Origin of the sequence: Streptomyces sp. Tu6071 (genome assembly GCF_000213055.1) — a bacterium.
Lineage (GTDB): Bacteria > Actinomycetota > Actinomycetes > Streptomycetales > Streptomycetaceae > Streptomyces > Streptomyces evansiae.
Window position 1 is genome coordinate 2,856,402 of sequence record NZ_CM001165.1, and the last position, 13,937, is coordinate 2,870,338.

6 protein-coding genes are annotated in these 13,937 nt (G+C 74.1%); 2 read left to right on the top strand and 4 right to left on the bottom strand.

Annotated features, from left to right (window positions below; all coding sequences use genetic code 11):
- Positions 1 to 109 precede the first annotated feature (109 nt).
- A complete protein-coding gene (locus tag STTU_RS11630; protein ID WP_007822931.1) occupies positions 110 to 2,488 on the top strand; it encodes a CDP-glycerol glycerophosphotransferase family protein in 2,379 nt (792 codons plus the stop codon).
- Positions 2,485 to 4,212 carry a glycosyltransferase family 2 protein gene (locus tag STTU_RS11635; RefSeq protein WP_043254907.1) on the top strand — a complete coding sequence of 576 codons (1,728 nt, stop codon included), beginning with the start codon at positions 2,485 to 2,487 and terminating at the stop codon, positions 4,210 to 4,212. The genes STTU_RS11630 and STTU_RS11635 overlap by 4 nt, the downstream gene beginning before the upstream one ends.
- A 67-nt stretch (positions 4,213 to 4,279) precedes the next feature.
- Here STTU_RS11635 and STTU_RS11640 read toward each other — a convergent pair whose 3' ends face one another.
- The 4 genes from STTU_RS11640 to STTU_RS11655 form a co-directional block, all read right to left on the bottom strand.
- Complete coding sequence (locus tag STTU_RS11640; protein WP_043254909.1) at positions 4,280 to 9,253, bottom strand: NAD-glutamate dehydrogenase; 4,974 nt, start codon at positions 9,251 to 9,253, stop codon at positions 4,280 to 4,282.
- Between the two features lie 761 nt (positions 9,254 to 10,014).
- Positions 10,015 to 12,366 (bottom strand): ATP-binding protein, encoded by a 2,352-nt coding sequence (locus tag STTU_RS11645; RefSeq protein ID WP_007822934.1) that lies wholly within the window; start codon positions 12,364 to 12,366, stop codon positions 10,015 to 10,017.
- A 322-nt stretch (positions 12,367 to 12,688) separates the two neighbouring features.
- Positions 12,689 to 13,366, bottom strand: a complete 678-nt coding sequence (locus tag STTU_RS11650; protein ID WP_007822935.1) for an HAD family hydrolase — start codon at positions 13,364 to 13,366, stop codon at positions 12,689 to 12,691.
- Positions 13,367 to 13,891, bottom strand: coding sequence for a DUF6912 family protein (locus STTU_RS11655; RefSeq protein WP_043254911.1), 525 nt, complete (start codon positions 13,889 to 13,891; stop codon positions 13,367 to 13,369).
- Positions 13,892 to 13,937: the final 46 nt, after the last annotated feature.

Here is a 13,937-nt window from a genome sequence, read left to right on the forward strand (position 1 = left end):
GCTCGCGTCCGGTGTCCCCCGTCGTCGCGCCACCCGAACAGCCCACACCGCAGGAAACCGCCCCTTTCCGGACGCACACTGACCAGTGCCGAGGGAAAGGGGCCCCACCGTGCCGCCACGTGTCACCGTCATCGTCCACGGACCCGACGTCCGGGGCTCCTTCGCCGAGTGCCTGGCCGGGGTGCTGCGCCAGCTCCCGCCGCCCGGGAACGACGGACACGGCGGGCACGCAGGACACGCCGGGCACGCCGGGCACGCCGGACACGGCAAGCGCGGCGGACACAGCGGGAGCAAGGGCCGCGGCGGGAACAAGAGCCACGGCGGGCACGGGCGCGAGGGCGGCCGGGAGCCCGAGGCCGAGGTCGTCGTGGTGCCGACCGACGCGGAGGCGCGCGAGGCGAGCGCGCGGGCGGTGGCGAAGGACGGGCGGCTCGTCGTCGTCGAGGTGCCCGACGGCACTCCGGAGGCGGAGGCGCGTGTCGCGGGGGCGCGGCGGGCCGGCGGCGAGTGGCTGCAGTTCGTCGCGGGCCGGGACCGGCTCCCGGCGGGGAGTCTGCACGCGCTGACGGGCGCGATCCAGCTCTGCTCGGTCCCGGCGGGCCGCCACCACGCCGACGTGATCCTCCTCAACCACACGCGCTCGACGTGGTCGACCGACGGCGCCCCCTCCCCCGACGGCCCCCTCCTGGACAAGGCCGGGCACAGCCCCCTCCCGCTCGTGACGCTCCCCGGGCTGCTCCGCCTCGCGCCGCTGCTCGGCACGCGCCTCGTGCGGGCCTCGTTCTGGCGGGCGCACGAGGAGGTGCTGACGGCGGGAAACGCGCTGTACACGGCGTACGCGCTGCCGCTCCTCGCCGACCGCGTCGCGTGCAGTGACCAGCTCGCGCTCGACGCGCGCACGCAGCGCGCCGCGACGCTCCCGCCGCCGGTCGCGGACGGCCCCGAAGGGCGCGTCGAGCCGTACGTGGCCGCGTACCGCCTCCTGGAGCCGGGCCCCGCGACCGCGCCGCTGCGCCGCACGCTCTACGACCTCATGACCGAGGACTGGCTGCACATCATCGCGCGCGAACAGCGTGGCCACGACCGGGGTTTCTTCCTCGCGGCGGCCGAGGCCGCGCGGGCCTGCAAGCCGGAGGGGCACCGGGCGCCCGAGGGCGTCGACGGGGTGCGGCAGAAGCTCCTCGAAGCGGGCTCGTACGAGCGGTACCTGCGGCTCGCCGAGTTCAACGACCGGCGCAGGCACTGGCGTTCACTCGCGCGGAAGCAGAAGCGGGCGCTCGGCGCGAAGGTCCGCGCGCGCCGGGGCCGCGCGGCCCGCAAGGCGCCGCTCGACCCGGACCTCGCCGTCTTCACCGCGTACTGGAACAGGGGCGTGACCTGCAACCCGGGCGCGATCGCCACGAAGCTCGCCGAGATCGCCCCGCACATCAAGCCCGTGTGGGTCAGCGGCCGGGCACGCGTGCCGCTGCTCCCGCCGGGGACCGAGCACGTCGTGCCGGGCACGCCCCGCTACCAGGAGGCGATGGCCCGCGCCACGTACCTCGTCAACAACGTCAACTTCCCGACCGGTTGGGTGAAGCGGCCCGGCCAGCTCCACCTCCAGACCCACCACGGCACCCCGCTCAAGCGCATGGGCCTGGACCAGATGCCCTACCCGGCCGCCGCGCACGGGCTGGACTTCCGGCAGTTGCTGCGCCGCATCGACAAGTGGGACTACAGCCTCACCTCGAACCGGCACTCGACGCTCATGTGGCGCCACGCCTACCCCTCCGGGTACACCGAGCTGGAGCACGGCTACCCGCGCAACGACGTGTACTACACGGCCGGTCCGGACCTGGTGCGGGCGGTGCGGACGCGGCTCGGCATCGCGCCCGGGGTACGGGCCGTGCTCTACGCGCCGACGCACCGCGACTACGAGAGCGAGTGGCACCCCCGGCTCGACCTCGCACGCCTCACCGAACGCCTGGGCCCCGACACGGTGTTGCTCGTGCGCGGACACTACTTCTACTCGTCGAGCCCGAGCGAGCTGGCCGGGCTGCGCGCGACCCGCCGGGTGCTCGACGTCTCCGCGTACGAGCCCGTGGAGGAACTGGCCCTCGCGGCCGACGCCCTCGTCACGGACTACTCGTCGATCATGTTCGACTACGCGCACCTGGACCGCCCGATCGTGGTCTACGCCGACGACTGGGAGATCTACCAGGCCACGCGCGGCGTCTACTTCGACCTCATGGAGCGGCCCCCGGGCGCGGTCGCCCGCACCGAGGACGAGCTGACGGAGATCCTCGCGGGCGACGCGTGGCGCGACACCGCCGCGCGGACGGCGCGCGCCGCCTTCCGGGAGCGGTTCTGCGCCTTCGACGACGGGCGCGCCGCCGAACGCGTCGTCCGGCGCGTGTTCCTGGGCACCCCGGACGCCGAACTCCCGCCCGTGCTCCCGCTCGCGGAGCGCACCCCCGCCCCCACGCCCGAGGAGGCCGTGTCCGCATGACCGCGACTCCGACGACCGACCAGAAGAACACCCCTTCCACGGCCGCGACGTCGGCGGCGACGCCCCCGCCCCCGGACGTCACCGTCGTCGTCATCGCCTACAACGACGCCGACCGCCTCCCGCGCGCCGTGCGCAGCGTCCTCGCGCAGACCCATCGCGCCCTCGAAGTCGTCATCAGCGACGACCACTCCACCGACGCGACCCCCGAGGTCGCGCGCTCCCTCGCCGCCGCCGACCCGCGCGTGCGCCACCTGCGCCTGCCCGAGAACAGCGGGGGGTGCAGCGTCCCGCGCAACCGCGCGCTCGATGTCGCGACGGCCCCGTACGTGATGTTCCTCGACAGCGACGACGAGCTCCCGCCCGACGCCGTCGCGAAGCTCCTGGCCGCGCACCGGGCGCGGGAGGTCGACTTCGTGATGGGCGCGGTGCGCAGGGTCCGGGTCGACACGGGCAAGTCATCTTTGTGGATGCCCCATTTGGTGACCGAGCGGCGCACGGTCGAGGGCATCGACCAGGAGCCGGAACTCCTCTTCGAGCACCTGTCCACGTCGAAGATGTACGCGCGCGCCTTCCTCGACCGGGCCGGGCTCCGCTTCCCCGAGGGCATCCACTACGAGGACCAGCTCTTCTCCGCGCAGGCGTACTGCCTCGCGCGCGCCTTCACGGTCATCCCCGAGCCGGTGTACGTGTGGTACATCGAGCCGTACGCGGCCACCGGGAGCGCGTCGATCTCCAACCAGCGCGACCGCCTGGAGAACGTCGCCGACCGCATCCACGTCCAGCGGCTCATCGACGCGTTCCTGGAGGAGAGCGGGCACGGCGCGATCCGCCCGGAGAAGGACTACAAGTTCCTCAAGCACGACTTCCGGATGTACGCGGGGGACCTGCCGCGCCGCGATCCGGAATGGCTCGCGGGCTTCGCCGAGTTGGTCACCCCCTACCTCGACACGCTCGCCCCCGAGGCGTACGCGCGGCTGGCGCGCACCGAGCGCGTCGTCCTGCGGCTCGTCCGGGACGGACGCCTCGAAGAGGCCCGGCGCGCCGCGCGCGGGCTCGGCCTGCCCGTCGGCCCCCGGCACGTGAGCCACGACGAGCGGGGGCACGTGTACTGGGGCGAGCCGCTGCCGCAGTCGCGGGAGGCGCGCACGGAGCTGGACCTGAGCGAGGAGGGCGTCGAGGCGGGCCCGCTCTCGGCGGCGCTCTTCCGGCACGAGGTGCGCGACCTGGAGACGGGGCCCGGCACGGTCCTGCGGTGCACGGTGCGCACGTACGACCCGCTCCTGCGGCTCCCGGTCGGCCCGCAGGTCGCGCGGCTCGTGCTCGCGCCCGGGGGCAGGCGGTACGAGGTCGCGTTCCGCAGCGACCCCGTGCTCCCCGGGGTCTTCGAGGGCCGGGTGCGCTTCGACCCGGGGCAGGCGCCACTGCCCGTCCAGGGCTTCGACGGCGTGCGCCACCCCGTGGTCGAACTGCGGCAGGGGCGGGGCCGCCACACCGCGCCGCTCCTGGGCCCGCTCGTCTTCCCCCCGGTCTCCTCGCGCCCCCGCGCGTACGGCGGCACCGTCGAGCACGTCGTGACGGTCTCGCCCGAGGCGGCGGGGACGGCGCGGATCGAGGTCCGCTGGCGCCCCGCGGGCCCCACGGCGAAGCTCGGCCCCCTGGCGGGGCGGCTGAGCCGGTCGGTGGTGTCCCGGGCGGCGAAGGTGATCCGGGGGGCACTGCGCTGACACGCGGGACGGCCGGGGGCGGGCTCTCCACGAGAGCCCGCCCCCGGCCAGGTCCTACCGGGTCACCTCAGCCGTGCGCGCGCAGCAGCGTGCGCATCGTCCGCATGGCCACCGACAGGTTCGCCAGGTCGAAGCTGTCGCTGCTCTGGATCTCCTCGAGGGTCGCCCGCGCACGCGTCAGGATCGGCGCGTTCTTCCCGGCCCACACCTCGAAGCGCCGCTCCGGGCTGTCGCCGGGCTCGCCCGCCGCGAGGATGTCCTGCGTGAGGCCCGCGTGGGCCGCGTACAGGTCCTCGCGGATCGAGGCGCGCGCCATGGACTGCCAGCGGTCCGCGCGCGGCAGCTCGATGATGCGGTCCATGAGCTGCGTGACCCCGAGCCGGTCGGCGACGTCGTAGAAGACCTCGGCGACGGCGAACGGCTCGCTGCCCGTGCGCTCGGCGACGGCGACGATGTCGAGCGCGGGGAAGACCGAGGAGAAGCCCGCGACGCGCGCGGCCAGTTCCTCGGGCACGCCCTCGTCGGTCAGCTCCTTCAGGATCGACCCGTACCACTCGGCGTCCGCGCCGCGCAGCAGTTCGGGCAGGCGGGCCCAGACCGCGCGCACGTCGTCGCGGAACGCCTCGACGGTCCCGGCGAGCTGGAGCGGCTGCGGCCGGTTGTTGAGCAGCCAGCGCGTGCCGCGCTCGACGAGGCGGCGGCAGTGCAGCCGGATGCGGGTGAGGACGGCGGCGGGCACCTCGTTGTCGAGCCGCTCGACCGCGTCCCACACGGCGCCGAGGCCGAAGATCTCGCGCGCGACGAGCTGCGCCCGCACGATCTCCTCCAGCGAGGCGCCGGTCTCCTCGCGCAGGCGGTGCAGGAGGGAGATGCCGCCGGAGTTCACGGTGTCGTTGACGAGGACGGTCGTGATGATCTCGCGGTGCAGCGCGTGCGCGCCGATCTGCTCCGCGTACTCCTCGCGGACCTCCTCGGGGAAGTACGCGAAGAGGAGCTGGCGCAGGTGGGGGTCGTCGGGCAGCGAGGTGCCGATGAGTTCCTGCGCGGCGGTGATCTTCGTGTACGCGAGGAGCACGGCCAGCTCCGGCTGGGCGAGCCCGCGGCCGGAGTTGAGCAGCTCGCGCACCTGCCGGTCGCCGGGCAGGAACTCCAGCGCCCGGTCCAGGTGGCCGTCCTTGACGAGACGACGCATGAGGCGCTGGTGGGCGTGGAGCAGGCTCGGCGCCTCGGCCTCGGCGTTGGCGAGCGCGACGTTCTGCGCGTAGTTGTTGCGCAGCACGAGCCGGCCGACCTCGTCGGTCATGCTCGCGAGGAGTTCGTTGCGCTGCTTGACGGTCATGTCGCCGCTCTGGACGACGGCGTTGAGCAGGATCTTGATGTTCACCTCGTGGTCGGAGGTGTCCACACCGGCGCTGTTGTCGATCGCGTCGGTGTTGATCCTGCCGCCACCGCCGCCGTTGCCGAGGCGCGCGAACTCGATGCGGCCGAGCTGCGTGAGCCCGAGGTTGCCGCCCTCGCCGACGACCTGCGCGCGCACGTCGGCGCCGTTGACGCGGATCGCGTCGTTCGCCTTGTCGCCGACCTCCGCGTCCGTCTCGGTGCTCGCCTTGACGTACGTGCCGATGCCGCCGTTCCACAGCAGGTCCACGGGGGCCCGGAGGATGGCCCGCATCAGCTCGGCGGGGGTGAGCTTCGAGACGCCGTCGTCAATGCCGAGGGCGCGCCGGATGTGCGCGTTGACGGGGATCGACTTGGCGGTACGGGGGAAGACGCCGCCGCCCGTGGAGAGCAGCTGCGTGTCGTAGTCGGCCCAGGAGGAGCGGGGCAGCTCGAAGAGGCGGCGGCGCTCGGCGTAGGAGGTCGCGGCGTCGGGCTCGGGGTCGATGAAGATGTGCCGGTGGTCGAAGGCGGCGACGAGGCGGATGTGCTCGGAGAGCAGCATCCCGTTGCCGAAGACGTCGCCGGACATGTCGCCGACGCCGACGACGCGGAAGTCCTCGGTCTGGGTGTCGTGGCCCAGCTCGCGGAAGTGCCGCTTGACGGACTCCCAGGCGCCGCGCGCCGTGATGCCCATGCCCTTGTGGTCGTACCCGGCCGAGCCGCCGGACGCGAAGGCGTCGCCCAGCCAGAAGCCGTAGGACTCGGCGACGCCGTTGGCGATGTCCGAGAAGGTCGCGGTGCCCTTGTCGGCCGCGACGACGAGGTACGTGTCGTCACCGTCGTGCCGCACGACGCGCTCCGGTGGGACGACCTTGCCGCCGACGAGGTTGTCGGTGATGTCGAGCAGCGCCGAGATGAAGGTCTTGTACGCGGCGACGCCCTCGGCCATCCACGCGTCGCGGTCCTGGGCCGGGTCGGGCAGCTGCTTGGCGACGAAGCCGCCCTTGGCGCCCACGGGCACGATGACGGTGTTCTTGACCATCTGCGCCTTGACGAGCCCGAGGATCTCCGTACGGAAGTCCTCGCGCCGGTCCGACCAGCGAAGGCCGCCGCGCGCGACCTTCCCGAAGCGCAGGTGGACGCCCTCGACGCGCGGCGAGTACACCCAGATCTCGTACGCGGGACGCGGGGCGGGCAGGTCGGGGATGGCCTGCGGGTCGAACTTCATCGACACGTAGGCGTGCGGCTCCCCGTCCGTCCCCTTGCGCTGGAAGTAGTTCGTCCTGAGCGTCGCCTTGATGACGGTGAGGAAGCTGCGCAGGATGCGGTCCTCGTCGAGCGAGGCGACCGAGTCGAGCGCGCCGTCCAGCTCTTCGAGGAGCCCGTCCGTCAGCTCGGTCCCCGCGCTCAGGCGCTCGGGCGACAGGCGCGCCTCGAAGAGCGAGACGAGCAGGCGGGTCGTGTGGATGTTGGTGCGGAGGGTGTCCTCCATGTAGTCCTGGCTGAACGTCGCGCCCGCCTGCCGCAGGTACTTCGCGTACGCGCGCAGCACCATCGCCTGCCGCCAGGTGAGCCCGGCGCCGAGGACGAGGGCGTTGAAGCCGTCGTTCTCCGCCTTGCCGCTCCACACCGCGCCGAACGCCTGCTGGAAGCGCTCGCGCGCGTCCTCGCCGATCGGGTCGCTGCTGCCGTCGGGCATCCGCAGGCCGAAGTCGTAGATCCAGGCAGTCGTACGGTCCGCGCAGCGCAGCTCGTACGGGCGCTCGTCGACCACCTCGACGCCGAGGCGGGTCAGCACGGGGAGCACCGAGGAGAGCGAGATCTCGCCGCCGAGCCGGTAGATCTTGAAGCGCTTCTGGCGCGGGGCGGCGCCGAGCGGCTCGTAGAGCGAGAGGGCGGAGTCCTCCGTGCCCTCGCCGCCGCGCAGCCCCTCCAGGTGGGCGAGGTCGGCGACGGCCGCGCGCGGCGAGTGGTCGGCCTTGTAGCCCTCGGGGAAGGCGTCCCCGTACGTACGGAGCAGTGCGGCGGCGCGTTCCTCGCCGAACTCCTCGCGCAGCGCCTCGCCGAAGCCGTCGTGCCACGAGCGCGTCGCGTCGATGAGCCGCTGCTCGATGCGCGCGGCCTCGCCGTCGCTGAGGTCGGGGACCTCGGTGCCGGGCGCGACGCGGACGACGAAGTGCAGCCTGGAGAGGACGGATTCGGTGTTCCAGGCGGTGAAGTCGACGGTCTCGCCGCCCAGTTCCTCCTTGAGGATGTCGATGATCCGCAGCCGGACCTCGGTCGTGTAGAGGTCGCGGGGCAGGTAGACGAGCGCGGAGTAGTAGCGCCCGTAGACGTCCTTGCGCAGGTAGAGCCGCAGGCGGCGGCGCTCCTGGAGGTAGAGCACGGAGGTGACGACGGGGAGGAGTTCCTCCGGGGTCGTCTGGAACAGCTCGTCGCGCGGGTACGTCTCCAGGATCTGCAGCAGGTCGCGGCCGTCGTGGCTGTTCGGGGTGACCCCGGCGGCACGCAGGACCTCGTCGACCTTGCGGCGGACGACGGGGACGCGCTTGACGGACTCGGTGTAGGCGGCCGAGGAGAAGAGACCGAGGAAGCGGCGCTCGCCGACGACCTCGCCGTTCTCGTCGAACTTCTTGACGCCCACGTAGTCGAGGTAGCTGCGGCGGTGGACCGTCGCGCGGCTGTTCGCCTTGGTGAGGACGAGGAGCGTGTGCTCGCGGGCCTTGGCGCGCGCGTCGGCGGGCAGGCGGCCGAAGCTCGGGCTGACCGGGTGTTCCTCGGTCGTGTCGTGGTGCGGGTCGGCGCGCAGGATGCCGAGGCCGGTGCCGGGCACGGGGGCGAGGGCGTCGTCGGCGACGAGGTCGTACTCGCGGTAGCCGAGGAAGGTGAAGTGGTCGGCGGAGAGCCAGCGGAGCAGTTCGCGGGCCTCCTGGACCTCCTGGTCCCTGAGCCCGGCGGACGCGGGGCCCTTGGGGAACTCGTCGGGGAGGTGATCGGCGACGCGGAGCGCGGAGTCGCGCATCTTGTCCCAGTCCTCGACGGCCTCGCGGACGTCGGAGAGGACACGGAGCAGGTCGGTGGTGATCTGTTCGAGGTCGTCGCGGTCGCTCTCGCGGTCGATCTCGACGTGGATCCACGACTCGGTGAGCCGGTCGTGCGCGGCGTCGGCGGGCGGCTCGGGGAAGACCTCGATGAGCTTGCCCGTCAGGTCGCGGCGGACCGCGAGCTGGGGGTGCACGACGGCGTGGATGCCGCGGCCCTGCCGGGACAGCTCGTTGGTCACGGAGTCCACGAGGAAGGGCATGTCGTCGGTGACGACCTCGACCACCGAGTGCGGGGACGACCAGCCGTTCTCGTCGACGGTCGGGGTGTGCACCCGCACCTTCGCCGTGCCCTGCGGGCGTTCGGCCGCGAGCTTGAGGTGGGCCATCGCCGCGCCGTAGAGGTCGTCGGGCTCACGGCCCTCGACGTCCTCGGGGGCGGTGTGCCGGTAGTAGCGCTGGAGGTAGGGGAGAACACGGGCGCTCTCGAAACCGGGGGTTCCCGGCGAGATGCCGGCCGGAACGGAGATCGGCGGGTGGCCGCCCGTCGTCGGGTTCTCAGCGAGTCGGGCCGCCCGTTCGAGCAGCTCGTCCTTGGCATCGTCCAGCTTGGTCCGCATGATCCTCTGGCTCCTGTCGCGCGCCGTTGCGTGACGTAGAAGGAAGGTGGCGGCGGCACGTTCCTGCGGTGCCGCCTCTGCCGGTATCCGTGCCCTCGGCGGCCGGGGCGGCCACCTCCGGCTGCGCGCCGTACCCGCGCGGTCGTTCAGCGGCGCCCGGGGCACGGAGTGCGTGCGCCGGGCGAAGGGCGGGGGCCTCGATGCCCGCACGGCCTATCGCGCTGATCACGGACCCAGGCTAACGCTCCCCGCCGGGGCCGCGTCATGAGCCGTATGTGTACAAATCACAGCGGTGGACTTTGACGGAACGCACAGCGCGCCGCATCTCCCTTGTCACGTAAGGCCACTGCCCTCCCGTATGCCTCAGCAGGGCCCCGACCAGGGCGTCCCACGAATTTGCGCGCTTCTTACCGCCCCGACACACAAGCCCGCCGAGTGTGACGCGAAAGACACGCGCTCCTCGCGCGCCGAGGGGCCGGCTGCCCCACCGACGAGGACAGCCGGCCACGCGCGCCCACCGGAGGAGACCCCGGAAGCGGAGCACGGAACGGGGGAACCGGATCGCCCCGCCCCCACCCCCGGACCCTCCCGGTCCGTCCGGCGACGCCCCACGATTCTTCCCGCGCGGAAAGACAGACCGGACCGGTACGGGAGGAAATAGGTAGGGCGGAGGGGGTTTTAGGTATACGTACGCGCGGCGTCCGCCCCGCCCGGTTCGCCCGGAGGGGACACGGCCCTCCCACTCGCCGGGTCCGTCCCCCTCACGCCCCCGCCAGCGCCGCCCCCACCTCGCCCCGTGAGCCCACTCCCAGCTTCGCCAGGATGTGTTCCACGTGGGCGTCCGCCGTGCGCTTCGAGATCACCAGGCGCTCCGCGATCTCGCGGTTCGACAGGCCCTCGGCCACCAGGCCAGCCACCTCCCGTTCCCGTCGCGTCAGCGCGTCCGCGCCGCGTGGCGAGCGGCGGCGCCCGGCGCCCGGGAGGTCCGCGTCCGCGCGGAGCGCGTCGAGCACCTCGCCCGCGGTGAGCCGCCCGCCCGCCTCGTACCCGCTCCGGTACGCCTCCTCGTCCAGCTCCGCGCGGAGCGCGGCCCGGCTCGCCTCGTGCCACGCCTGGAGCGGCGGCAGTACGGAGACGGGGTCGCCGCCCACCTTCCGCGCCCCCTCGCTCCACCCGAGCAGCCACGCCGCCCGCACCCACCGCCCCCGCCGCACGGCGACCCAGGTCAGCCCCATCCCCGCTATCCCCGAGAGCTGCGCCTCCCCGATCTCCGCGCACGCGTCGAGCGCCGCGAGCCAGTCCGCCTCCGCCGCCCCGACCCCGGCCCCCGGTGCCACCCGCTCCCCCTCGGCGTCGCCCTGCTCGGCGAGCCAGTGCGCGGCTCCCCGTACGACCAGCGCGGCGGCCCGCAACTGGCACTCGCCGGGTGCGTGCGCGGCGAGGTGCCCGAGGATGTGGTCGCACATCGCGCGGGCCCGCTCCGTCTCGCCGAGCACGGCCCACACGATCGCCTCCTCGTGGTAGATCATCGCGATCCCGAGGCCGTCCCCGCGCGCGTCGAACTCGCCGCGCAGCCGCGCCATCGTCTCCAGCGTCCCCTCCGCGTCCCCGCTCAGCAGCCGCGTCCCCGCGAGGTGCCCCTCCGCGTACCGGGCGACGTCCTCGTACCCGTACCGGCGCGCCTCGGCGAGACACCGCGTCAGCCGCTCGGCCGCGAGCGGGAGGTCGCCGGTCCACAGGCCGAAGGAGCCCGAGCCGAGCAGCGCCCAGGCGCGCGCCTCCCTGCCCACCGGCCCCGGCGGGTCCTCGGGGACGAGCGCGAGGCCCTTGTCGAGCCAGTAGTGCCCCTCGGAGATCGCGGCGCGTGCCCGCCAGTACGGCCACAGGTGCGCGGCGAGCAGCAGCCCGGCGCTCGCGCGCTCCGGGCTGTCGCTCGTGAGGGAGAGGCCGAGGGCGGCGCGCAGGTGCGGGATCTCCTCGTGCACCGCGCGGTGCAGCGCCGGCTGCTCGGAGCTGAGGAGCCGCGTGTGCAGCCGGGCGGCGAGGGCCGCGTAGTACGTGAGGAAACGGTCCCGCACCGCCTCGGCCCCGGGCGTCTCGGCGAGCCGCCCGGCCCCGTACTCGCGCAGCGTGTCGAGCATCCGGTACCGGCCGCCGCCCGCCCCGGGGCGCTGTACGACGGACTTGTCGACGAGCCCGATGAGGTGCCGGAACACGTCCCGCGCGGGCAGCTCGCCGCCCGTGTCCCCGCACACCGCCTCGGCCGCCTCCGGCGTGAAGGGCCCGTCGAAGACCGAGAGCCGCGCCCACAGCAGCCGCTCCGCCGGGGTGCACAGCTCGTACGACCAGTCGACGGCGGTACGGAGCGTCTGGTGCCGGGTCAGCGCGGTGCGGCGCCCGCCGGTGAGGACGTGGAAGCGGTCGTCCACGCGGTCGAGGAGCTGGTCGAGCGGGGCGGCGCGCAGGCGCACGGCGGCGAGTTCGAGCGCGAGCGGGATGCCGTCGAGGCGCCGCACGAGCGCCCGCACCCGCGCGGCGTCTGCCCCGCGCGCGGCGAACCCGGGCGCGGCGTCGGCGGCGCGCTGGGCGAAGAGCGCCACGGCGTCGTCCTCGTCGAGCGGCGCGAGCGCGCGGCAGTGCTCGCCGGGGACGTCGAGGGGCTGGCGGCTCGTCGCGAGCACGCTCACGCCGGGCGCCTCGCGGAGCACGAGGTCGGCGAGCGCCGCGCAGGCGTCGAGCAGGTGTTCGCAGGTGTCGAGGACGACGAGCGCCTGACGCTCGCGCAGGTGTGCGACGACGGCGTCGAGCGCGGGCCGCCCCGAGGGCCCGTACGGGGCCGAGGCGGGCCCCTCCTGCGCACTGGACTCCGGCAGCCCGAGCACGGCGGCGAGCGTCGCGGGCAGCAGTTCGGGATCGCGCAGGGCCGACAGCTCGGCGAGCCACACCCCGTCGGGATACCGCTCCCGCGCCGCGGCGGCGACGCGCAGGGCGGTCCGGCTCTTCCCCACGCCACCGGGCCCGATGACGGTCAACAGCCGTACCCCGCCGAGCACATCGCCCAGCTCGGCGACCTCGCGCTCCCGCCCCACGAACCGGGTCACCTCGACCGGCAACCCACCCCGCCGCCCCTGCCCGAACCCACCGCGCACGCCCCGCCCCCGTCCCCTGAAGCCCGAACTGCCACCGGCAGACACCGCCTGATCGCGTCCCAGCGTACGCATGGGGGTGCGGAGGGTGAGGGGGATGAGCGGAGGCGGGGCGGAGACGGGGGCGGAGACGGGGTGGCCGGGGGTACGCGGATGCGGGAGCCCGGGGCCGGGGGTACGCGGATGCGGGAGCCCTGGCCGAGGGCCGGAGGTGGCCGGGACTCGGGGATGCGGAAGCCCGTGCGTGGGGGTGGCCGGGGCTCGGCGATGCGCGCGCCCCGGGCCGGGCTCAGACTCCCGCCGCCGCCATCCCGACCGCCTCCGCGAGCGAGTCGGCGACCGGGAAGCCCGTGCGGGCGAGGCTCGCGCGGCTGTGGGAGCCGCCGGTGTAGAGGACGGCGCGGGCTCCGGCGGCGCGGGCCGCGTGGCCGTCGTCCGCCGCGTCGCCGATGACGACCGTACGGGCCGGGGCGACGTCGTCGGCGAGCGCCGCCAGGTGCCGTACGAGGTGCTCGGCCTTGCTCCCGCCGGAGGGCCCGGTCCGCCCCTGGACCCGTACGAAGCGGTCCGCGATGCCGAAGCCCTCGACGAGCGGGACGAGGTCCTCGTGCCCGTACATGCTCAGGAGCGACTGGCTGCGGCCGGAGTCGCGCCACCCGTCGAGCACGTCCACGGCCCCCGCCGTGAGCCCGCACCGCACGCTCTCGCGCGCGTAGTGGCGCTGGAACGTACCGTCCATCAGCTCCCACTCCGCGGGCGTGGGCGCCCGCCCCATCAGCGCCTCGTAGAACTCCGTGACGGGCACCTGGTACAGCTCGCGGTACCGCTCCAGCGTGAGCGAGCGCAGGCCCGGCAGGGCGAGTTCGGCGAAGGCCGCGTTGGTGGCGCCGAGCACGGCGTCCATGTCGTGGAACAGCGTGCCGTTCCAGTCCCACACGAGGTGCTGGGCGGGTATCGCGCCGCCCACTCAGCGCTCCTCGGCGGTCGGGGCGATGAGGTACGGGATCTCCTGCGTCGCGAACCACAGCAGCTCGTGGTCCTCCGCCCCGTCCACGACGAACCGTGCGTCCGCGTCGCCCTGGTCGGCCGCGCCGAGCGCCTCCGCCGCCGCGGTCACGTCCTTGACGGCCTCCTCGCCGTCCGCGTGCACGGCGGCGGCCTTCGCGAGCCGGAGGGGGCCCGCGAGCCGCACCTCGCCGACGGAGTCCGGGTCCATCCCGTGGTCGGGGTCGGTACGGGCCGCGCTGTCCGCCACGTCGATCGCGAGCACGACCCGGCGGCGGGCCTCGGCGGGGTCGACGGCGAGGAGCCGCAGCGAGGCGGCGGCGGCGCGGCTGAGCGCCGCGTACTCCAGCTCCTCGATGTCGTCGGACACGTACCACTCGCGCAGAGCGGGCGTCACGGCGTACGCCGTGAAAGAAGCCACCCCCAGCTCGCCCCCCTCATGGGCCCGCGCGAGCGCACTGAGAGTGAGCGGGACGTACACACGCATGGCAACCGCATCCTTTCGCCGGTGCGGCAAGGATACGTGGGGCGCG

What these genes read in the sequence shown, in the direction of transcription:
- STTU_RS11635 (WP_043254907.1), top strand. Translation starts at nt 2,485, where the DNA reads ATGACCGCGACTCCGACGACCGACCAGAAGAACACCCCTTCCACGGCC.
- STTU_RS11655 (WP_043254911.1), bottom strand. Translation starts at nt 13,891, where the DNA reads ATGCGTGTGTACGTCCCGCTCACTCTCAGTGCGCTCGCGCGGGCCCAT.
- STTU_RS11640 (WP_043254909.1), bottom strand. Translation starts at nt 9,253, where the DNA reads ATGCGGACCAAGCTGGACGATGCCAAGGACGAGCTGCTCGAACGGGCG.